Source organism: Saccharopolyspora spinosa NRRL 18395 (assembly GCF_000194155.1).
In the GTDB taxonomy this organism is placed as follows: Bacteria; Actinomycetota; Actinomycetes; order Mycobacteriales; family Pseudonocardiaceae; genus Saccharopolyspora; species Saccharopolyspora spinosa.
In genome coordinates this window covers 835,905-857,103 of sequence record NZ_GL877879.1, presented here as the reverse complement: position 1 = coordinate 857,103, position 21,199 = coordinate 835,905, and the positions used below count along the sequence as shown (strand labels likewise).

Below are 21,199 nucleotides of genomic sequence, written 5' to 3'. Positions count from 1 at the left end.
CCGGATGACATGGGCGTCCTGTTCGATGAAATCGCCGAACACGGCACCCCCACCACAGTTCACCTGGACCGCCCACTCGACCTCGGCGACGACCGTCGCAAGTTCGGCGTCGCGGACCTCGCGGAGCTGGTGCAAGAACTGGCCGGTTGGCTCGCTGCGGCTGGTGCCGGTCACCGCGACCGAGTGGCGATCGTCAAGGAGAACCACTGGGACTACGACTTGTTGTCCTGTGCAGCCGTGCGCATCGGCGCCGTCCCGGCGAAGCTTTCGGACCGCTTGCCCAGCAACACCGTCGAGGCCCTTCTCAAGCGCCTCGATCCCAAAGTACTGGTCACTACAACAGCGGTGCTCGAACACGCCCGTGCGGCAGGCGTCGACCTGGCGTCGTTCGCTGGCACGACGCTGGTACTCGATGGTGCGGTGCCCGGCACGCTGTCGCTGGATGATGTGCGCGGGCACACCGCACCCGGCCCGCGCCGACGCCATGACGACGAACCGCTCGCCGTGATGCACACTTCCGGCACGACCGGGACGCCCAAACTGGTAGTGCACTCGCGGAACACGATCATCGGCCAGTTGGCGCGGTTCGAGACGGTGCGCTACCCGGTGATCGGGATGCGTGGTGACGATACGCTCGTCAATGCGAGCGCGTACGCGCACGGCCGCACCTTCTGCTGGACCGCGAGCGCGTTCTGCCTGGCGCCCCGGGAGATCGTCATCATCTCGCAGCAGGACGCCGACCGGGTGGACCCGGTGCTGCGCGCACATCCGCCGACGGTCATGGAAGCCCTTCCGGCGACGTACGTGCGGTTCGCAGAGCTGACCGAGCGGCTGGACAACCCGTTCCGGCGGACGCGGCTGTTCGTGAGCACCTACGACGCCATGCACCCGCCCACGATCCGTTCCTATCTGACCGCAAGTCACCGCAAGCGTCCACTGTGGATGCAAGGATGGGGGCAGTCCGAGACCGGGCCGCTGACGTTCCGCTTCCACACCCGCTCCTCGGTCGATCCGAAGCAAAGCGGCCGCACGAGCCGCAACGTCGGCTACGCGGTCCCGCTCAAGACCCGGTTGCGCGTCGTCGACCCCGACAGCTTCGAGCCTGTACCGCGCGGCCAGCCTGGGCTCGTGCTGACCAAGACCGCCGCCCGCTGCCTGGACTACGTCGGGGAGACGGACCGATGGCAGGCCAAGCATTGGGGCGACTGGTGGATCACCGGTGATCTCGGGGTGCGCAACAGGGATGGCAGCGTGGATTTGCTCGACCGCGAGGTCGACATGGTGCCGGAGCTGAGTTGTTTGCGTGTCGAAGACATCTTGGAGGAACGGCTACCACAGGCGCTGGAGTGCGTGGTCCTCGGACAACCGGGGAAGGCGCCGCTGCCGGTCGTCGTCACCGTCGACGGCGAGCTCGACAAAGAGAGCTGGCTGCGAGCGGCCCACGACATTCTGCCACTCCAAGAGCCGATAGCCCTGACTTGGGATCAGATCCCACGCACCGGAACCGGCAAGGTCCGCCGCCTCGCCCTACTGGAGCAGATCACGGCAACGGCCGAAACCCACGGCACCGGACGGTGGACCTAACAGAACGCGGCTGCGAGGATCGCGAGCCTGCCCGGAACCTTCCAGTCGTGCGGTAGCCTCCAGATCGCCGAAGCGCGCGTGCGCACCGGGGGATTTCGTCCCGGCGTCGGCCAACTGGCGGGATCAGGGCTGCGCGAGCTTGCGGGCTTCTTGACGCCGGCTTCAATCTCTCTCGGTTCCCTGGTCAGGCCCGTCTTCCACATTCGCCTGCGAGGTCAATGATCCCAGCCAGCGACGATTGGGCGGCCTGGACTTTGCGTGCAAGGCACCACAGTTGCCGCGCTCCGTCATTTAGGTTGGGAGTTCCGGGAGGGCGCGGTCCGGATCGTCCGGAAGGCGGGTCGGCCGATCGCGCAGGTGGGCCGGGAGCTGGGCGTTAACAAGCGCCCACGCGGAAGGTCCCAAATGATCTCCGCAAGATCCCCGTCGAACACCACGCGGCCTTGGTCCAGCACAGCGACGCGGTCGGCCACCGCAGCCACGTCTTCGGTGAGGTGTGTGCTGACCAGAACCGTCTGACTCCGCGCCAGATCAACGATCACGTCCCGCAGACCAGCACGTTGGCGTGGATCCAACCCGACTGTCGGTTCATCGAGCAACAAAACCTTAGGTGAGTTCACCAGCGCCTGGGCGATCCCCAAACGGCGCACCATCCCACCGGACAATTTACCGATCTTGGTAGCGGAACGGCCCGTTGGTGTCGGTAGGTGGCGTGGATGGTCCGTTCGCCTCATCCGTTCCGCACCGGGTTTGCGCTGTGGTGGTGGGGAGCGAACGGCCCGTTGGTGTCGGTAGGACGAGCTCCTCGGCGACGACAAGATGCGGTTCCACCTGGGTTGGAAAATGACGCTGGAGCGTCGTCTCCCCCACATTCGCCTCAACTGCGACACGGCGGACGGTCAGTGAAGTGATCCCTTGAGACGGGGCGGCCTTGACGATCTCTCGAGTCGCCATGCCAACGAGCGTGCCCGCACGCTCTGCGGTACATCGGAGAAGAGTTCGCGTTCCGAGGCGTAATCGCTACCGCGCTCGGCAGATACGGCACACAGGTGAGTGTCGTTGGCAGCGCCGTCATCTTCGCCCTGGCCCACGGCATCAACCTGGCCCTCATTCCGGCGATCGTCGTCGGCGCGACCAACGGCCTTCTCCTGGTGCGCACCAAGTCGGTGTGGCCAGGTGTGATCGTTCACGCGGTCAACAACGGCATGGCAACCGTCGTCAGCATGCTGTTCGGCTAAGGGCTGCCCCAGCACTGCGGCCCGAGCGTGGACCTCGCGAGCGACGCTCTGCGCGATGCCGCCGAGAGGGGCTCGCCGGTTCGCTGGCCATCCGGGTTGGCAGCATCGCGGCAGCCTGGTAGAGGCCTGGTTTCGTAGATCGCCAATTCCGCCGATGCCCGGTTTTCCGGGGGACTCGGCCAGTACCAACCGAGCGAGGGCCGGCGATGAACTGCGAGGTCGTAGCGACCAGGACGGGGTCTTGTGGCGGCCTTGGGGCAGGCTGCCGGTGGTGCCGAACTCGAGGCGGCGGGCAACTGAAACGGGCTGGTCGGTGCGGCGTTCGCAGGATCGGGCGAGCAGCGCCGGGTGGATCGTGGTGCGGGTTCGGTGTGGCCGTTCGGCGCTGGTGATGGTGGTGATGACCTGGGTTGTTGGGCGTCGAGGTGATCGTTCAGGCCGCCGCCGAGGCGGTGTTCTGGGCCTGCACACGGGCTCGGCGGCTTTCGTGCGCAGCGGCCAGGCTGGCTCGGCAGGTCCGGGTGATCTGCCGAGTCGCAGCGGTCTCGGGGGTCTGGCGGCACCGCGTGCACACTACGGTCACCGATCTGGTCACCTCGTCGACCGCGACGGATGCCTCGGCCTCGCAGGGGCGGCACCAGCGGTGCCCGGTGACGGGGATGACGTGCATCGGCGAGGCAATGCATTCGTGTGCCCAGCGACGGTGAACGTGGCAGGTGATGCGCTCGTGAGCCGAAATCTCCTCGCGTTCCTCCCTCGCATCCTCGAGGATCAAGGTGTGTGCGAGGTGCTGGTCGCGGAGGTCCGCGTAGCGCTCGCCGTACCGTAGTACCTCCGTGGCGCTCGGCCGGGAGGGGTGCGACGAACGTCGGGGGCGCGGCGAATCCGGTTCGATTCGGTCGGGGTGGGAAAGGGGGAGCATGGTTTGGCCTTGGACGTATCTGCTTATCGGGTTGACATCAGTGTCTTTAGTCCCCGATACGGAGACATCGGTGGCACTACGTAGCCAGCTGCGTATCTATCTGTCGGTACGTACTGCGGAGATCAGCTGGCCGTGTCGGACCGGCCTTGCTCGGTAGTTCCGGGTCGCGCCGTAGCCGTCGCCACCGCACGGTTCAGGCATGACCGAGGGTCGGGCTTGCACGTGCATGAGGTAGAGCGCGACGGCCGGTCTGCGGCTGGTCTCAGTCGATCTGATGCACCGCAGGCCAAAGCTCCCAAGAGAACAGCGCGACGGATCCGCATCGAATCGATGGTAACCGGACATATGCGGCTAATGGTGCACAACGGGCAGTGTTGATCTGACCACGCTAACCGGTATCTCGGGCGGGTCGCGTGCTGCGCCGTTCAAGCTCAAGCGTGCGGTGCGTCTTCCGCTCGACGATCTACAAGTACGTCCCCGAACTCAGCACCCACCGAGCGCTCGCCTCTGGGCCCGGTCCGCAGCCAGCGTTCCAGAGCTAAGCGCTGGTTTCCGGCGTCTGCTACCGGGACGCTTCGGCCGCCGTGGGTTCAGCGCAAGTGAGGGTTCCTCGGCGGGAACCCAAGGGTCCGTCCCGCCCAGGACCAGGACTGGACCCGTGGGTTCGGCTCAACCCGGAGTGTCGCATTTGATCGTGGTTTCCAGCAGTAATGGATGCTGAATCTTGTGATTGACGCCGCCGCGACCGGAGAGTGTCTTGGAGCAACCGATTCCCGCGCGATTCCGGACCATCCATCGGACCTAGGTTCTGTTGCGACCTGAGCCCGCCGGCGCGGCGGAGTTTCCGCCTCAAGTGGCCAGGTCCAGCCATTCCTCGATGGGCAGCACGTGTGCGCGGTGTCCGGCGTGCGTGCGGAACTCATTCTCCGGGTCGGAGACCTCGACGTAGCCCGCGATCTTGTCCGGCTGTTCCGCCTCGTAGTGCATCGGCACTGCGTACCGGGCGTCGAGGATCTCTGCGGCTGCGGCGGCCTGCCTCGGGTCCATCGCGGCGGGCAGCGGGCTCGGCGGCTGGAGGTGTGGCGCGTCGACCACCGCGCCGTTGGCGGGCAGGAACACCGCGTCGAACGGGCTGAACCGGCGCGCGATGAGCCACCAGTAGCCGTGGAACATCGTGTCGCCGCCGTGGAAGACCCGCTGCCCGTCGGCCTGCACCACCCAGTTCAGCTGCGGGTCGCCCAGCCCGTCGACGGCGGGGACCGCGGTGACGCGGAACGGCCCGAGGTCGCGGGTGGACCAGGCATCCACGACCTCGGCAGCCAGTCGGTGCAGTGTCAGCTCGCGCTCGGCCGGCAGTGTCGTCACGTTGTCCACGTCGTCGCCGTGGCCGGGCGCGGGTCGGAGCACCGGTGCCCCCGGTGTCAGCGCGGCCGCGAGCGCGGCCGCGTCGGTGTGGTCCCGGTGCAGGTGGGTGACCAGTGCGGCGGGGACCGTCCCGCCCCCGCCAGCCTCTCGCCGGGTTTCCACGCCGTGAACAGCGGTGAGAGGTCCCGTACGTAGTCGATCACCAGTCGCTTGCCGCCCGCCTCGATTTCCAGTCCGGCCCAGCCCAGTCGTCGCACCCGCATCTCGCACTCCTTCGGTCCGTGGGTGAAGCGGAATTTAGCGTACGCACGTTCACTAAATCAATAGCGAACGCGCGTACGCTATCCTCGTCACATGTCACCGCGACGCTCAGCGGCCGAAGCACAGGCCACCAGGAGCCGGATCCTCGACCGTGCCGCCGAGATCGCATCCGAGGAAGGGCTGGACGGCATCACCATCGGCCGGCTCGCCGAGGAACTGGAGATGAGCAAGTCCGGGGTGCACAAGCACTTCGGCACCAAGGAGACACTGCAGATCTCCACGCTGGACAAGGCATTCGTGGACTTCTGGCACCGGGTGGTCGAGCCCGCACTGGCCGAGCCGCCGGGTCTGCGGCGGCTGCGCGCGGTGTGCGCCAACGCCGTGGGCTACCTAGAAGCGCCACTGCTGCCCGGCGGCTGCCTGATGACCGCGGCGCTCACCGAGTACGACGGCCGCCCCGGCCGGGTCCGCGACGCGGTGGCCGAGGTGTGGTCGCGCTGGCGGGGACAGCTGCGGGCGGACCTGACCGCGGCGGTGGAGAACGGCGAGCTGCCCGCCGGGTTCGACATCGACCAGGCGCTGTTCGAGATCGTCGCCACCGGGCTGGCACTGAACGCGGCCATGCAGCTCCAGCACGACCGGGCGGCCGCCGGCCGGGCCCGCCGCGCGATCGAACGGGCCTTGGACCAGTCCTGACGCCCGCGCCAGACAAACCCGCCCGATTCTTTCCCGAGGACCAGACCGTCTGACCGCGTTCCTGCTGGTCAGCCCGTATCCATCCCATTTTTCGGCGAGTACGCCCTAGCATGGTCACGAGACATTCCCGGAGCCGTCATTGATTGACTGGCGCAGCGAAAAGCTACTCGCCGGTTGCTTTGCACCTTGGGTCAGCTTCGGGAGTTCCGGGCCCAGAGTCCCGTGGGTTCAGTGTGAGTGAAGGTTCCTCGCTGGGAGCCCGAGGGGGACTGCCACCAGGGTCTGAAGACTTCGTGAAGAAGGTATGAACCCGGGTTGGGCATGCTTCGTTATGAGGGTATGGGAAGCCCAGCAGCCAGCACATCAACGTCGATTTCGTCGGCCCCGACACCGGTACCCGGCCGGAGGCCACCCCGTCCGCTCCGAAGCCTCCGCCGCTGCAGGGCGACGCGGGCCCCAGCCGCAATCCGTACGAGATCGCCATGAAGCTCAACGTGGGCACGGACGGTCAGGTGGATTGGGTGATCGCCCGCGACCTGCTGGTCGACGGGCTGATCGCCGAGGCAGGCGAAGGCGATGTGCGGATCGGCCCTCGACGGGGTTTTCCGGGGTTGGTCGTGATCGAGATGAGCTCGCCGTCGGGGCAGGCCTCCTTCGAGGTGAATCCCGAAGCGCCGCACGCCAAAGCGCTGGCTGCGGGACCTGGCGGCGCTGAACACCGCCACGCTGTGTCTCCGAGCTCCAGCTGGACCACGTCGGTGCCGTGCGCCCGGCTCGGTCAGGCCGAAGGTGCTGATCTTCTCCAGGCGCGCCATCGGCGCAGGAAGCGCTGCTTCTGCTCCCGCCGCAGTACCGTCGTGTCATGGCCACGGACAGCTTCGATTCCTCGAAGCTACAGGCGGCCGTGGCATCGAGCGTCGCGTCGTGCGTCTCGGAAGTCAGCCGAGACGTCTACACGCACCTGATTACCGAGGCTCCGCAGTTGCGAGCCGATGAGATCGTCCTCAGCATTCTACGGACGAGTGTTGAGGAAAATATCGCCACATTGCCGCACGTTCTCGAATTCGAGATTCCGTTGGGATATTCGCCGGGTCCTGCTGCGGTGTTGGAGTATCCGCGACGACTGGCGAAACATTTCCATCAACGCGCTGATCAGGGCCAACCGCATCGGGCACTTCCGCTTCCTGTAGTGATGCCTCGACGAGATCCGCCGCCAATGCGCCGACGAGGCCGTATCCGCAGCGACCACGCAACGAATGCTCGCAACCAGCTTCGGCTACATCGACCGCGTCACGGAGCAGATCGCCGAAACCTACCAGCTCGAACGGGACCGCTGGCTCCTGGCGACGGGACGGCCGTGAGGTCTCTGCGGCATCCGCATAGCGTCTTCTCCCGCTGAGGCACATGAGGTGTTGCGCGCGGTCGTTTCCGGCAGTCGCACGGCATTCGTCCTAGCTGCGGGCAATTGAGGGAGCGAAGATTTAGAGGAGTGTGGCCACGCGGACCAAGCCGGCGAGTGCTCGGGAGCGGCTGTGGGGCGGCCAGGCGATGACTGTCGTCACGTCCGGCGCGTCTAGAACCGGTACGGCGGCGAGGCCTTCGAGCAGGTTGACGCGACTGGATTCGGGCATGACCACGGTAGTGCGGCCGAGTGCGATCATTTGGAACAGTTGCGTCTGGTTGCGTACTTCCACGCCGGGGCCATCTGGATAGACGCCGTCGGGGCCGGGCCAGCGCGCAAGCGGGAGATCCGGCAGTGAGCTGACATCCGCCATCCGTACATGGGGCTCGCTGGCAAGCGGATGCGAGGTCGGAAGAATGGCGACTTGTTGCTCGGTGTTCAGAATTTCGATGTCGAGTTCGGCCGTCGGGTCGAAGGGTTGATGCAACAGCGCCACGTCGGCCCGGCCGTCATGCAGCGTTTTCTGGGGCTGGGATTCGCAGAGCAGCAGGTCGACGGCCACGGCTCCCGGCTCGGCGGCGTACGCGTCGAGCAACTTCGCCAGCAGCTCACCGGAGGCGCCGGCCTTGGCAGCCAGGACTAGCGAGGGCTGGCTCGTCGCGGCACGCTGGGTGCGTCGCTCGGCTGCTGCCAGCGCGCCGAGGATCGCCCGGCCTTCGGTCAGCAGCATTGCCCCGGCTTCGGTGAGCGAGACTTTGCGGCTGGTGCGTTGCAGCAACACGACTCCGAGTCGTTGCTCGAGCTGGGCGATCGTCCGCGACAGCGGCGGCTGGGCGATGCCCAGGCGCTGGGCGGCCCGGCCGAAGTGCAACTCCTCGGCGACTGCAACGAAGTACCGCAACTCCCGCGTCTCCATCCGTCGAGCCTACCGCTGATTCATATCAGCTGGGTATCGGTGTGAGACCTAGATGGTGTTGGTTCCCCGCCGGTTTCGGGCCACGCTAGAAAGCATGAGCGAACAGACGATTGCACTGGTCACCGGCGCAAACAAGGGAATCGGATACGAGATCGCGGCCGGGCTCGGCGCGCTGGGGTGGAGCGTCGGAATCGGGGCACGGGACCACCAGCGCGGGGAGGATGCCGTGGCGAAATTGCGTGCGGACGGCGTCGATGCGTTCGCGGTATCCCTGGACGTGACAGACGACGCGAGCGTCGCGGCTGCTGCGGCTCTGCTCGAGGAGCGCGCCGGCCGGCTCGATGTGCTGGTTAATAACGCCGGCATCGCCGGGGCATGGCCGGAGGAGCCCTCGACCGTCACACCGGCGAGCCTCCGGGCGGTGGTGGAGACCAACGTGATCGGCGTCGTTCGGGTTACCAACGCTATGCTGCCGTTGCTACGCCGCTCCGAGCGCCCGCGGATCGTCAACCAGTCCAGCCACGTCGCTTCCCTGACCTTGCAAACCACGCCGGGCGTCGACCTCGGCGGGATCAGCGGAGCCTACTCACCGTCGAAGACGTTCCTCAACGCGATCACCATCCAGTACGCCAAGGAACTCAGCGATACCAACATCAAAATCAACAACGCCTGCCCCGGCTACGTCGCGACCGACCTTAACGGCTTCCACGGAACCAGCACGCCGGCAGACGGTGCCAGGATCGCCATTCGGCTCGCCACGCTGCCAGACGACGGCCCGACCGGAGGCATGTTCGACGACGCCGGGAATGTGCCCTGGTGAGGCGCTCAGTCGGCGATGGTGCAATCGAAGTCGGAGAGGCTCGCTGCGACCGGGTACGCCGAACAACACCTGTTCCTGTGGGTACGGATGTCGGCCTTCGCCGTCTCGGTCATTGACAACCTGTACTTCGGGCGCCGTTACCGCCGGTGCGCCGCGGTTGCCTGGCGACACTGGGCCAGCCGTGGCTCACCGGCGGCTTAGGTCAGGCGTGGGCGGTTGCCAGCATGGCGGGTGCGGCTTTGCGTAGGTCGGGTAGGCGCATCCGGCGCGGGAGCCGGTCGAGTTCTTCGCCGATGGCCGGTGCTTTGGGGCTGCTCAGGAGCCGAACACCTCCCAGCCGCAGGTGCCGGGCTGAACCGAGTGGTTCTCGTCGGCTCGGATCACAACGTCTGCCGGAACAGCTGCGGCGAGGTGGTCGCAGATTCGAGGCGGGATCGTCCTCGGCGACCTTGCCGACGATCGCGGCTAGGGCCCAGGGCTTCGTCGACCTGGTTGGCACCTAGATCACGACGGTCAAAACTTGCCGGCATCAGAGACGATCGAAGTGATCCCGGGTCACGTCGGCTTATCGGTCGAGTGAGTCCCGGGGCCTGCCCAGCCAGGTCTTGCGTCGTTGTTCCGGGCTCAGTTGCGGATTCCGACGAACAGGCCTCGGCCGTTCGGTGCTCCAGGAAGGTATTCCGCGCGGATCCCTGCGTCTTCGAGCGCGGCGGTGTACTCGTCCTCAGTGAACAGCGAGAGGATTTCGAACTCTGTGAAGTCCCGGATCCCGGTGGGTTCGGCGACTGTGTAGCGGACGGTCATCCGGCTCGTACGGCCCTCCAGGACCGAGTGCGATAGCCGGCTGATCACCCGCTCGCCGTGGTGCGCGACGGCTCCGGTGACGAACCCGTCGATGAACTTGTCGGGAAACCACCAGGGTTCGATGACCGCGACTCCACCAGGGGCCAGGTGCCGGGCCATGTTCCGCGTCACGCGTCGCAGGTCGTCAACGGTCCGCATGTAAGCCGCGGTAAAGCACAGGCAGGTGATGACGTCGAATGGCTCGCCGAGGTCGAAATCGCGGATGTCACCGATGTGAATCGGTACCTCAGGGACTCGTCTGATCGCGATCTCCCGCATCGCATCGGACAGTTCAAGCCCCGCGACCTTCGCGTATTCGGCACGGAATCGCTCTAGGTGCGCCCCGGTCCCACAGGCGACGTCGAGTAGGGACTGTGCTTCGGGCAGCCTGGTGCGTACGAGCTGGACTACTTCCCCGGCCTCGGCTGCCCAGTCCCGGCCACGCGCGGAGTGGATCGCGTCGTAGATGTCGGCATGATCTGGGCTGTATACCGAGGAGGTTTCTGCGAATGTGTCGCTCACGCGCGACATCCTCACTTTCGGAGTGGTGATCTTTGGCTGATGTGGTGTTCGACGGCCTTCTGGAACTCGTCAGCCACCGTGCGCACCTCGGCGTCGTCAAGGCTTGGGTGCAGTGGTAGCAGGAGTGTTCTGCGGCAGGCGTGCTCCGCAGAAGGCAGCTTGCAGTCCGCGCGGTAGATGGGGACCTTGTGCAGGGGCGGGTAGCGGTAGCTCGTGTAGATGCCGCGTTCCAGCATTTGCTGCGCCACCTGGTCGCGGATCTCCGGAGCCAGCTGGACCCAGTAGAAGTAGTGTGACGAGACGTGCCCATCCGGTAGCGTCGGCGGTAGGAGGACACCCGGCACATCGGAAAGCAACCGGTCGTACTGCGTAGCGATTTCTCTACGCCTGTTGATGAATTCTGGCAGTTTGCGCAGCTGCACGCTGCCAAGCGCTGCCGTCATGTCGTTCCCGATCAGCCGCTGGCCGATGTCTTCGACGCGAATATCCCACCAGCGGTTGGAAGACTTGGCCGAATCGAATCCGCTCATCTGCTCAAGACCGTGGTAGGCGAGTCGTCTTGCGCGGTGCGCCAGCTCCGGATCCGCCGCGTAGAACATGCCCCCATCCCCGGTGACCAGGATCTTCATCGCATCGAAACTCCACGTGGCCAGGTCACCAAAGGTTCCGCAAGCGGTGCCGTGCACGGACGATGCCACCGCGCAGGCGGAGTCCTCGATGAGCATGAGGCCCTTTTCACGGCAGAAATCGGCGATCGCGGTGACTTCTCCCGGCGATCCTCCATAGTGGAGCAGCAATACGGCCTTGGTCGCCGGCGTGATGGCCCTCGCCACATCATCCAGCGTGGGGTTCAACGTCCGGGGGTCGACGTCGCAGAACACCGGGCGGGCACCGGAGGATGCGATGGCGTTGGCCGCCGCCACGAAGCTTATCGAAGGAAGTACCACGTCGTCGCCTGGGCCGAGGTCGAGCACCTGCACGGTAAGGAACAGCGCGGCAGTCCCCGAGTTGAGGAACACGACCTGTTCGGGATCCACTCCCAGGTGGTGGGCGAATTCGGCCTCGAACGTCCGGGTGCGCGGCCCGAGCCCGATCCAGTTGGAGGCGAACACCTCCGCGATCGCGTCGAGTTCTTCGGTGCCGAGGATCGGCTGGTGCAGGTTGATCACGTTGCTGAAATCCTCCGAGATGCCGCCATGCTGGATGCTAGGAACTCTTGGCCACGAATTCAGCGATTGATTCGACGACGTAGTCGATCATTTGGTCCGTTATGCCTGGGTAGACGCCGACCCAGAAGGTTCGGTCGGTGACGATGTCGCTGTTGGTGAGCGCGTCGGCGATCCGGTACCGCACCTGCTCGAAGGCCGGGTGCCGGGTGATGTTACCGCCGAACAGCAGTCGGGTGCCGATGTTGCGGGATTCCAGGAAGTTCACCAGGGCGGCACGGGTGAACCCGGCGTCCGCACTGATGGTGATCGCAAACCCGAACCAGCTCGGGTCGCTGTGCGGTGTGGCTACCGGCAGCAGCAGGCCCGGCAACCCGGACAGCCCTTCGCGCAACCGTCGCCAGTTACGGCGGCGTGCCGACCCGAATGCGGAAATCTTGCTCAACTGGCTCAGCGCAAGTGCGGCCTGCAGGTCGGTGGTCTTGAGGTTGTAACCGACGTGGGAGAACGTGTACTTGTGGTCGTAGCCCGGTGGAAGGGTACCGAGGTGGTAGTCGAACCTCTTGCGGCAGGTGTTGTCCACGCCGGGCTCGCACCAGCAATCCCGTCCCCAGTCACGCAGCGACTCGATGATGCGAGCCAATTCCAGGCTGCCGGTCAACACGCAGCCACCCTCGCCGCTGGTGATGTGATGGGCAGGATAGAAGCTGACCGTTGTCAGGTCGCCGAAGGTTCCGGTCAGCCGTCCCCGGTAGGTGGATCCCACCGCATCACAGTTGTCTTCGACGAGGAACAGCTCGTGTTCTTTTGCGATCTCCGCGATTTCGTCAGCGGCGAAGGGGTTGCCCAGGGTGTGCGCCAGCATGATGGCTCGCGTCCGTTCCGTGACGGCGGCCTTGATGCGGTCTGGCGTTGCGTTGTAGGTGCCCAGTTCCACGTCGACGAATACCGGGACGAGTCCGTTTTGGACCGCCGGATTGATCGTCGTGGGGAAGCCGACCGCCGCAGTGATCACTTCGTCGCCGGGCCGCAGTCGTGCCTCGCCGAGTTTGGGGGAGGTAAGCGAACTCAGTGCCAGGAGATTGGCCGACGAACCGGAGTTGACGAGATGAGCCTTGCGGAGGCCGAAGAAGCGGGCGAACTCGCTCTCGAATCGCCGTGCATTCCCGCCCGCGGCGATCCGGAGCTCCAGCGCGGCTTCCACCAGTGCCACCCGGTCGTCCTCGTCGAGCACGGCGCCCGATGGCCGGATCGGCGTCGATCCAGCCACGAAGGTCGGGGATTCCTGTTCGCGGTGGTAATCGCGTACGGATGCCAATATCCGGTCCTTGGCATCCGGCACCATCTCAGTAGCGGTAGCGCAAGTGTCGTCACACGAAGTCACTCTGGCGCGCCCTTTCCCCAGCGCTCTGGTTTTCCGGCTCTGCATGCAGGCGACGATCAGTCTTCGCGCCTTGCCTTCAGGAGATGAGCGATGCCCGTGGCGAATCGCGTTATGACGTCCCAGCGGGACAGTGTGCTGTCTCGGCGCCTTACACCTTCCTGCCCTGGTTCGATGCGGTGCGGGACATCAGGACAGCGGAGCAAGGAGAAGCGCTCATTGACTCAGAAATCCTCGATCTACCCGGCACACCCGACTCGGTAGAGCCCAGGCTAGCGGGAACGACCTGCTCGCGCTTGTCAAGATCGCTACCATCACCTGGAAGGCCTAAGATTTGGCTTGCGAAAGCGGCGTTTCCCGGGGGATATCAGAGATTTCTGTGATTCTTGGCATGCTTCCCGGGTGTTCAATTGCGATCGGAGAGTTCATGCGTGTCCTGTTCACCCCGCTGCCGGCGAGTTCGCACTTCTTCAACCTGGTGCCGTTGGCGTGGGCGTTGCGTGCCGCGGGGCACGAGGTCCGTGTCGCCATCTGCCCGAATATGGTGTCGATGGTCACCGGAGCAGGACTCACCGCGGTTCCCGTCGGCGACGAGCTCGACCTCATCTCCTTGGCGGCCAAGAACGAACTCGTTCTCGGCAGCGGGGTCTCGTTCGACGAGAAGGGGCGGCATCCGGAACTCTTCGACGAGCTGCTGTCAATCAACTCCGGCAGAGACACGGACGCCGTGGAGCAACTCCACCTTGTGGATGACCGATCGCTGGACGATCTCATGGGGTTCGCCGAGAAATGGCAGCCTGATCTCGTTGTGTGGGACGCTATGGTGTGTTCGGGGCCAGTTGTGGCGCGAGCGCTCGGCGCACGACACGTGCGGATGCTCGTCGCCCTCGATGTGTCGGGGTGGCTGCGGTCCGGTTTCCTCGAATACCAGGAATCGAAGCCGCCTGAGCAGCGCGTCGACCCGCTCGGGACGTGGCTGGGAGCGAAGCTCGCCAAGTTCGGAGCCACGTTCGATGAAGAGATCGTGACGGGCCAAGCGACCATAGATCCGATTCCATCCTGGATGCGCCTGCCTGTGGACTTGGACTACATCTCGATGCGTTTCGTGCCGTACAACGGTCCGGCGGTGTTGCCGGAGTGGTTGCGCGAACGACCGACGAAGCCGCGCGTCTGCATCACGCGCGGGCTGACCAAGCGGCGGCTGAGCAGGGTGACCGAACAGTACGGGGAGCAAAGTGACCAGGAACAAGCAATGGTGGAAAGGTTGTTGCGCGGCGCGGCCAGGCTCGACGTCGAGGTGATCGCCACCTTGTCTGACGACGAAGTACGGGAGATGGGGGAGTTGCCCTCGAACGTCCGGGTCCACGAATACGTACCGCTCAACGAACTGCTGGAGTCGTGTTCAGTGATCATCCATCATGGCTCGACGACGACGCAGGAAACCGCCACGGTCAACGGCGTACCGCAGTTGATTCTCCCTGGGACCTTCTGGGACGAATCTCGTAGGGCGGAGCTCCTAGCCGATCGGGGAGCCGGTCTGGTCCTCGACCCCGCGACGTTTACCGAAGACGACGTGCGAGGTCAGCTGGCCCGCCTGCTCGACGAGCCGTCGTTCGCTGCCAACGCGGCGCTGATCCGCCGTGAAATCGAGGAAAGTCCCAGCCCGCACGACATCGTTCCACGTCTGGAAAAGCTAGTTGCCGAACGTGAGAACCGCCGCACTGGGCAGTCTGATGGCCATCCGTGAGCAACGTGTGGCCGGAAACATGGACGCCGGGGTTTGGCAGGTGTTCATCGCTGTTGCGTCGACTCGGATTCCGCCGTGACCGGGACGATGCCAGGCGAGTCCCGAAGTCAGATTCTTGTCCAGAATCGTCCAATGGGGTGTTGATCTCCCCAGAGGTTTGCGCTCCAACCGATTTCCGACGAGGATCGTGGCGCCCGCTGAGCAACGACTACCGTGCGGTCGAGACATACCGCTGTGCGCCAGGAGCGAAGGTGGGTTGCCCGATCACCGTGCTGGTGGTAGATGCCGAGCCGAAGGTCACCTTGGATGAGGCGGAAGCCTGGCGAGAGCACACCGAGGCCGTGGCCGACGTCCGTGTCTTCTCCGGCGGGCATTTCTTCATGACCGAACGCCAGGACGAGGTGCTCGCGGTCCTTACGGGCGGATCGCTTCGATGATCCTCGCCAGGCCGCTGGACCAGACCGCGACGCCCCTGGGAGCCGGCGTGCACATCGTCACGGCAGTGAGGGATTGGGCATGAGCAGTTCTGTCGAAGCTGAGGCAAGTGCTGCTGCGCCGCTCGGCAGCAACAACACGCGGCGGTTCGTCGACTCTGCGCTGAGCGCTTGCAATGGCATGATTCCGACCACGGAGTTCCACTGCTGGCTCGCCGATCGGCTGGGCGAGAACAGCTTCGAGACCAATCGCATCCCGTTCGACCGCCTGTCGAAATGGAAATTCGATGCCAGCACGGAGAACCTGGTTCATGCCGACGGTAGGTTCTTCACGGTAGAAGGCCTGCAGGTCGAGACCAACTATGGCGCGGCACCCAGCTGGCACCAGCCGATCATCAACCAGGCTGAAGTAGGTATCCTCGGCATTCTCGTCAAGGAGATCGACGGCGTGCTGCACTGCCTCATGTCAGCAAAGATGGAACCGGGCAACGTCAACGTCCTGCAGCTCTCGCCGACGGTTCAGGCAACTCGGAGCAACTACACGCAGGCACACCGTGGCAGCGTTCCGCCCTATGTGGACTACTTCCTCGGGCGGGGCCGCGGCCGCGTGCTGGTAGACGTGCTCCAGTCTGAACAGGGGTCCTGGTTCTACCGGAAGCGCAACCGGAACATGGTGGTGGAAGTCCAGGAGGAAGTGCCAGTCCTGCCAGACTTCTGCTGGTTGACGCTCGGCCAGGTGCTGGCTCTCCTTCGTCAGGACAACATCGTCAACATGGACACCCGGACGGTGCTGTCTTGCATCCCGTTCCACGATTCCGCCACCGGACCCGAACTAGCCGCCTCGGAGGAGCCCTTCCGACAGGCGGTGGCCAGGTCGCTCTCGCACGGCATCGATTCGTCGAGTATCTCCGAGGCGGTCGGTTGGTTCGAGGAAGCCAAGGCCCGCTACCGCTTGCGGGCAACGCGCGTTCCGCTGAGCAGGGTCGACAAGTGGTATCGCACCGATACCGAGATCGCCCACCAGGACGGCAAGTACTTCGCGGTGATCGCGGTGTCGGTGTCCGCGACCAATCGTGAGGTCGCCAGCTGGACGCAGCCGATGATCGAACCGCGAGAACAAGGTGAGATCGCACTGTTGGTCAAGCGGATCGGCGGAGTGCTGCACGGTTTGGTCCACGCTCGGGTGGAGGCTGGGTATAAGTGGACTGCGGAAATCGCTCCCACGGTCCAGTGCAGTGTGGCCAACTACCAAAGCACCCCGTCGAACGACTGGCCGCCGTTCTTGGACGACGTGCTCACCGCCGATCCCGAAACCGTGCGGTACGAATCGATCCTGTCCGAAGAAGGCGGTCGGTTCTACCAGGCGCAGAACAGGTACCGGATCATCGAGGTGCATGAGGACTTCGCGGCACGACCTCCCAGCGACTTCCGGTGGATGACTTTGGGACAGTTGGGCGAGCTGCTCCGGAGCACCCACTTCTTGAACATCCAGGCGCGCAGCTTGGTCGCCTCCCTGCATAGCTTGTGGGCGTTGGGGCGATGACCAGCTCGATGCGAAAGCCGGTGCGCATCGGTGTGCTCGGGTGCGCTTCCTTCGCGTGGCGACGGATGCTGCCCGCGATGTGCGACGTGGCCGAAACAGAGGTGGTGGCGGTGGCGAGCCGTGATCCGGCGAAAGCCGAACGGTTCGCAGCGCGATTCGAATGCGAGGCGGTGCTGGGTTACCAGCGGCTCCTGGAGCGGCCGGACATCGATGCCGTCTACGTGCCGTTGCCGCCTGGCATGCATGCAGAGTGGATCGGCAAGGCGCTTGAGGCAGACAAACACGTGCTTGCGGAGAAACCGCTGACGACGACGGCGTCCGACACCGCTCGCCTGGTCGGGCTGGCCAGGAGGAAGAACCTGCTGCTGCGGGAGAATTACCTGTTCCTCCACCACGGCCGGCACGACGTGGTCCGCGACCTGCTGCAATCCGGGGAGATCGGTGAGCTCCGGGAGTTCACCGCCGTGTTCGGAATTCCGCCGCTTCCCGACACGGACATCCGCTATCGCACCGAACTCGGTGGCGGAGCGTTGCTGGACATCGGTGTCTATCCCGCCCGTGCCGCTCGGCACTTTCTCCTCGGTCCGCTCACGGTTCTCGGCGCAAGCTCGCACGAGGCCCAGGAGTCGGGCGTCGACTTGTCGGGCAGCGTGCTGCTCCAATCGGAAGGTGGCACCGTTGCCCACCTCGGATACGGTTTCGTGCACCACTACCGCAGCGCGTACGAGCTGTGGGGGAGTCGTGGGCGAATCGTCGTCGACCGGGCGTTCACGCCGCCCGCCGAGTGGCAGGCCGTGATCCGAATCGAGCGGAAGGGCGTTGTCGACGAGTTGTCCTTGCCAGCGGAAGATCAGGTTCGCAAGGCGGTCACCGCCTTCGCACGCGACATCAGAGCAGGGACAGGCGTGGACGACCCTGCGGTGGCCGGAGATTCGGGCGAATCGATGATCCAGCAGGCCGCGCTGGTGGAGGCGATCGGTCAGGCCCGTCGGTGCGGGTCCACATAGCCGCCCGGCATCCGCGGGTAGTAGTTCGCCTCGAAGCCTGACCGGGCATCCGGAAGCCAGCGGGGAAGCCGCTGGAGAGGCTCACCGCCATCCGCTCACCTGGCATCTCGCGGACCGCTGATCGCGGACGGCTCGGAGAAGTGCTCGTCGAACCACGAGACGACCACTCGCGAGCTGGCCAGGGCGGCGGGAAAGTGAGCCAATCCGGAGAGCGGATGCCACCGCACTGGCGTACCCGCCGCGCGGTAGCTGTCCCGGAGTCGCTCGCCGAATGCGAACGGAACGATCTCGTCGTCCGTGCTGTGGTAGACGAGCGTGGGGACCACCGGGCCACCGTTCCTACCTGCGACGCTTTCGGCCAGTCGTGCGCGCCATCGAGGTTGCTCGAAAAGGCCGGAAGTGTCGAGGAAGTCGCTCAGCTCGCGGCCGAGGAAGCGGGTGACGAGCTCCGGTGCACCGAGCTCGCGCACTTGATCAACGGCGGTACGACCCGCTTCGGTGAGAAGCTCGTCGAATGGCAGATCGGGGTAGGCAGCGGCATGCCCGACCAGGCCGGCCAGCACCGGCCCGGTGAACACCCCGTCATTTCGGTGGATGATGTCCAGCAGATCGATCGGCACCGCACCTGCGGCCGCAGCGCGGATTCGCAGTTCAGGTGCGTAGGTGGGGTGCAGTTCGCCGGCGAAGGCCGACGCTTGCCCACCCTGCGCATAGCCCCAGATGCCGACCGGGCAGTCGGTCGTCAGGCCGGAGCCCGGTAGCCGTTGCGCAGCGCGGGCGGCATCGAGCATGGCGTGTCCCTGCGCCCTGCCGACGGTGTAGGTGTGGGTTCCAGGAGTACCGAGGCCTTCGTAGTCGGTGATGACCACGGCCCACCCGCGGTCGAGGGCCACGGCGATCAGCTCGGTCTCCGGCTCGGTTCCGGTTCGAAGCAGGTACGACGGGGCAACTTGGCTACCGAGGCCGTGGGTGCCCACTGCGAAAGTGATGATGGGGCGATCTTCGCGCGGCCACGGGATGTTCGGCACCAGAACGGTGCCGGAGACGGCGTTCGGCATGCCAAGGGCGGAGTTGGACCGGTAGAGGATTTGCCAGGCCTTGGCTGCGACGGGTTCGCCCGTGCCGCGCAGTGCCGAGACGGGCCGGGCCCTGAGGAGCGTGCCCGGGACACCCGGCGGTAGCGGCGTCGGCGGTCGGTAGAAGGGATCATCCGCGGGTGCCCGCAGATCGTCGCCGACCAGGCTGGCGTGCTCGGAGGCCATCAGGACTGCTTCTTTCGAGCCTGCAGGAGCATGAAACCCATGCTTTCCTCGTTTCTGGCGTAATCCGGATGTTTCCGGTATTCCGCAACCGCGGCGATCAGCTGTGCTGGTCCCGGTCCGTGCTTCGCCGCGATGTCTCCCAAGTAGCGTTGCTGGTAGGTGCCGACAGCCGCAGGCTCGACGCCGGCGAGCTCATCGAGTTTCCGGAGCAACTCGTCGACGTACCAGGAGACCATGCACCTGGTCTGTGCCGTGAGGTCGGTGACTTCGAGAATCTCGAACCCGGCTTCGCTGACCAGCGCCGTGAAGCTGTTCAAGGTATGGGCGGTCGTGCCCGTCCAAACCGCCGCGTACTCTTCCGGGAGTCGAACCCGAGTGATGATGTCTCCGAGGACGAACCGGCCGCCGGGTTCCAGGATTCGGTGGACCTCGCGGATCGCGGCGGCCTGGTCCACGATCTGCACGACGGACTGCATCGCCCATGCGGCCTGAAAGAAACCGTCCGGGTAGGGCAGCTGGGCGCCGTCGACTAGATCGAACTCAAGACTGCCGGCCAGTCCGGTCTCGTTGGCGAGCCTGGTGGCGGCGGCGAGATGCTGGGCGTTCACGGTGATTCCGGTGACTCGAACGCCGCTGGCGCATGCCGCACGGACTACGGGCTGCCCATTGCCGCAGCCCAGGTCGAACAGGTGCGCTCCGGGACGGAGCGCGGCCTTGTCGATGAACAGGTCGGTCAGTTGGTCGGCAGCATCCGACCACGGTGTGGCACCGGCATCCTCCCGATACCCGCCCGCCCAGTAACCGTGGTGCAGGGGACGCCCGTGCGCCAACGCATCGAAGATGGACTCCACCTGATCCGCGGTCGGAAATGCCTGTGTGTTCGCCCCTCTGCTGTTCACTCGTCCTCCGCGCTGTTCACGTCGGCCAGGTGCAATATGTCGTCCAGACTCCTTGGCACCCAAGCAGGAACGCCGCCTTCGGCGTTGACGCCTTTCTCCAGGAACGCGATGTTGTGGTAGGTGTGGAGGCCGACCAAATTGCGTTCCAGGTAGCTCGGCTCGTACGAGCCCGCATGCGGCTGCTCCTCGTGCTGAACGCCTTCCAACAGGTTCTTGAGCAGGCTGACCGTGGTGCCGGGTGCGGCCGGGCACTGCGCCTGCCCGCCGAATCCGGGAGCATAGGTCGTCCACAGATCCTCGATCACGTATACGCCACCGCTGCGCAACCGGGGGAACAGCGTTTCCAGGGATGTGCGCACGTGTCCGTTGATGTGGCTGCCATCGTCGATGATGATGTCGAACGGTCCGTACTTGTCGTCAACGGCGGCCAGCTCCTCGGGCTTGCTCTGGTCGGCGCGGACGGTGCAGAGCCTCTGCTGGTCGAGGAAGGACTTGTCGAAAACGTCCATCCCGAACACGAGGCCGCGGTGGAAGTAGCGCTTCCACATCTTCAGGGATTCGCCGCCGCCACCGTCGAAGTTGTAGCCACCGACACCGATCTCCAGGATGCGCACCGGGCGATCACGGAACTCGCCGAGGTGTCGCTCGTATAGCGGGGTGAACCAGTGCAGGCCGCCCCACTTGTCCGTGCGGTAGTGGGAGGCGAGCAAGTTGAGGTCGGGACGTCGGTGCCCGCAGCCGGCGACCACTGCGGAGATGGCCTGGAAGCCATCGGACAGTTCCGACGGACCGGGTATCGAACCGGATGTGGTGGTTCGGAGGAAGTTGGTGCTCCGGGCGCCGACGGCCCTGGGAGCTCCTGGGCCGAACAACTCGGCGATGAGATCGGTGAGCTCGTAACCGATCCGCAGCGGGACGTCTCCGACCGGTCGTTGCTCGGCCTTGATCAGCTCACCGGACTGTAGCGTCAGGACGAAGTCAACGGTCTCGCCTCGGTGGGTGATCTGGACCGCGACCTCGGTCCGTTCGATGTCGGGGGCCGGTTCCGCGCGGAAGAGGATCTCGTCGATCAGCACGGGTGCGATCCTGGCGAGTCCGAGTTCGGTGGTCAGGTCGGCCAGGCTCGCCGCACTGGATCCGGCGGCGAGGATGATGCGTTCCACGGTTTCGATCTCGTGCGTTGTGGACATC

The 21,199-nt window shown here is 65.3% G+C and carries 20 protein-coding genes; 10 read left to right on the top strand and 10 right to left on the bottom strand.

Annotation, left to right across the window (positions count from 1 at the left end; all coding sequences use genetic code 11):
• Positions 1–9 precede the first annotated feature (9 nt).
• A complete protein-coding gene (locus SSPN_RS0122920) occupies positions 10–1,584 on the top strand; it encodes a class I adenylate-forming enzyme family protein (RefSeq protein ID WP_010309461.1) in 1,575 nt (524 codons plus the stop codon).
• 287 nt (positions 1,585–1,871) lie between these two features.
• Here the strand turns inward: SSPN_RS0122920 and SSPN_RS60185 are convergent, their stop codons facing one another.
• Positions 1,872–2,318: an ATP-binding cassette domain-containing protein gene (locus tag SSPN_RS60185; protein WP_272941767.1), complete on the bottom strand. Its 447-nt coding sequence runs from the start codon at positions 2,316–2,318 to the stop codon at positions 1,872–1,874.
• 243 nt (positions 2,319–2,561) lie between these two features.
• Here SSPN_RS60185 and SSPN_RS45210 point away from each other — a divergent pair, with 243 nt between their 5' ends.
• Positions 2,562–2,822: a CPBP family glutamic-type intramembrane protease gene (locus SSPN_RS45210; RefSeq protein WP_083822046.1), complete on the top strand. Its 261-nt coding sequence runs from the start codon at positions 2,562–2,564 to the stop codon at positions 2,820–2,822.
• Positions 2,823–3,255: 433 nt separating this feature from the next.
• Here the strand turns inward: SSPN_RS45210 and SSPN_RS57795 are convergent, their stop codons facing one another.
• Together SSPN_RS57795 and SSPN_RS45200 are read right to left on the bottom strand one after the other, a co-directional pair.
• Entirely contained in the window at positions 3,256–3,492 is a 237-nt protein-coding gene (locus tag SSPN_RS57795; RefSeq protein ID WP_187764540.1) for a hypothetical protein, read from the bottom strand.
• Positions 3,493–4,593: 1,101 nt separating this feature from the next.
• Positions 4,594–5,271, bottom strand: coding sequence for an MBL fold metallo-hydrolase (locus SSPN_RS45200; RefSeq protein WP_237710697.1), 678 nt, complete (start codon positions 5,269–5,271; stop codon positions 4,594–4,596).
• 192 nt (positions 5,272–5,463) lie between these two features.
• On the opposite strand from SSPN_RS45200, the gene SSPN_RS0122895 reads away from it, so the two are divergent.
• The 3 genes from SSPN_RS0122895 to SSPN_RS63320 all read left to right on the top strand — a co-directional run bounded on the left by SSPN_RS0122895 (position 5,464) and on the right by SSPN_RS63320 (position 7,427).
• Entirely contained in the window at positions 5,464–6,066 is a 603-nt protein-coding gene (locus SSPN_RS0122895; protein WP_010309450.1) for a TetR/AcrR family transcriptional regulator, read from the top strand.
• Between the two features lie 362 nt (positions 6,067–6,428).
• Positions 6,429–7,031 (top strand): SsgA family sporulation/cell division regulator, encoded by a 603-nt coding sequence (locus tag SSPN_RS62840; RefSeq protein WP_420188289.1) that lies wholly within the window; start codon positions 6,429–6,431, stop codon positions 7,029–7,031.
• A gap of 240 nt (positions 7,032–7,271) precedes the next feature.
• Positions 7,272–7,427 (top strand): hypothetical protein, encoded by a 156-nt coding sequence (locus tag SSPN_RS63320; protein ID WP_474717001.1) that lies wholly within the window; start codon positions 7,272–7,274, stop codon positions 7,425–7,427.
• Positions 7,428–7,547: 120 nt separating this feature from the next.
• On the opposite strand, the gene SSPN_RS0122880 is transcribed toward SSPN_RS63320, so the two are convergent.
• Positions 7,548–8,384 carry a LysR family transcriptional regulator gene (locus SSPN_RS0122880; protein WP_010309442.1) on the bottom strand — a complete coding sequence of 279 codons (837 nt, stop codon included), beginning with the start codon at positions 8,382–8,384 and terminating at the stop codon, positions 7,548–7,550.
• 94 nt (positions 8,385–8,478) lie between these two features.
• Here SSPN_RS0122880 and SSPN_RS0122875 point away from each other — a divergent pair, with 94 nt between their 5' ends.
• Positions 8,479–9,204 (top strand): SDR family NAD(P)-dependent oxidoreductase, encoded by a 726-nt coding sequence (locus SSPN_RS0122875; RefSeq protein WP_010309438.1) that lies wholly within the window; start codon positions 8,479–8,481, stop codon positions 9,202–9,204.
• 624 nt (positions 9,205–9,828) lie between these two features.
• Here SSPN_RS0122875 and SSPN_RS0122865 read toward each other — a convergent pair.
• The 3 genes from SSPN_RS0122865 to rfbH are packed head-to-tail and all read right to left on the bottom strand — an operon-like array spanning position 9,829 to position 13,080.
• Positions 9,829–10,578 (bottom strand): class I SAM-dependent methyltransferase, encoded by a 750-nt coding sequence (locus SSPN_RS0122865; RefSeq protein ID WP_044574799.1) that lies wholly within the window; start codon positions 10,576–10,578, stop codon positions 9,829–9,831.
• A 2-nt stretch (positions 10,579–10,580) separates the two neighbouring features.
• Positions 10,581–11,738 (bottom strand): DegT/DnrJ/EryC1/StrS aminotransferase family protein, encoded by a 1,158-nt coding sequence (locus SSPN_RS0122860; RefSeq protein WP_010309432.1) that lies wholly within the window; start codon positions 11,736–11,738, stop codon positions 10,581–10,583.
• A gap of 37 nt (positions 11,739–11,775) precedes the next feature.
• Positions 11,776–13,080 (bottom strand): lipopolysaccharide biosynthesis protein RfbH, encoded by a 1,305-nt coding sequence (gene rfbH, locus SSPN_RS0122855; protein ID WP_010309430.1) that lies wholly within the window; start codon positions 13,078–13,080, stop codon positions 11,776–11,778.
• Between the two features lie 370 nt (positions 13,081–13,450).
• Here rfbH and SSPN_RS0122850 point away from each other — a divergent pair, with 370 nt between their 5' ends.
• The 4 genes from SSPN_RS0122850 to SSPN_RS0122830 all read left to right on the top strand — a co-directional run bounded on the left by SSPN_RS0122850 (position 13,451) and on the right by SSPN_RS0122830 (position 17,847).
• Positions 13,451–14,863 (top strand): activator-dependent family glycosyltransferase, encoded by a 1,413-nt coding sequence (locus tag SSPN_RS0122850; RefSeq protein WP_237710695.1) that lies wholly within the window; start codon positions 13,451–13,453, stop codon positions 14,861–14,863.
• Positions 14,860–15,300 (top strand): thioesterase II family protein, encoded by a 441-nt coding sequence (locus tag SSPN_RS51665; protein WP_083822041.1) that lies wholly within the window; start codon positions 14,860–14,862, stop codon positions 15,298–15,300. The genes SSPN_RS0122850 and SSPN_RS51665 overlap by 4 nt, the downstream gene beginning before the upstream one ends.
• Positions 15,301–15,379: 79 nt before the next feature.
• A complete protein-coding gene (spnO, locus tag SSPN_RS0122835; protein ID WP_010309423.1) occupies positions 15,380–16,840 on the top strand; it encodes a dTDP-4-dehydro-6-deoxy-alpha-D-glucopyranose 2,3-dehydratase SpnO in 1,461 nt (486 codons plus the stop codon).
• Entirely contained in the window at positions 16,837–17,847 is a 1,011-nt protein-coding gene (locus SSPN_RS0122830; RefSeq protein WP_049887652.1) for a Gfo/Idh/MocA family protein, read from the top strand. Before spnO ends, SSPN_RS0122830 begins: the two co-directional genes overlap by 4 nt.
• A gap of 95 nt (positions 17,848–17,942) precedes the next feature.
• Here SSPN_RS0122830 and SSPN_RS45190 read toward each other — a convergent pair whose 3' ends face one another.
• The 3 genes from SSPN_RS45190 to SSPN_RS56965 are packed head-to-tail and all read right to left on the bottom strand — an operon-like array spanning position 17,943 to position 21,198.
• A complete protein-coding gene (locus tag SSPN_RS45190; protein ID WP_010309419.1) occupies positions 17,943–19,109 on the bottom strand; it encodes a lipase family protein in 1,167 nt (388 codons plus the stop codon).
• Positions 19,109–19,960 carry an SAM-dependent methyltransferase gene (locus SSPN_RS49185; protein WP_158309620.1) on the bottom strand — a complete coding sequence of 284 codons (852 nt, stop codon included), beginning with the start codon at positions 19,958–19,960 and terminating at the stop codon, positions 19,109–19,111. The genes SSPN_RS45190 and SSPN_RS49185 overlap by 1 nt, the downstream gene beginning before the upstream one ends.
• 44 nt (positions 19,961–20,004) lie before the next feature.
• The gene (locus SSPN_RS56965; RefSeq protein ID WP_010309414.1) at positions 20,005–21,198 is read right to left on the bottom strand and encodes a hypothetical protein; all 1,194 of its coding nucleotides are present in this window, start codon (positions 21,196–21,198) and stop codon (positions 20,005–20,007) included.
• Position 21,199: the final 1 nt, after the last annotated feature.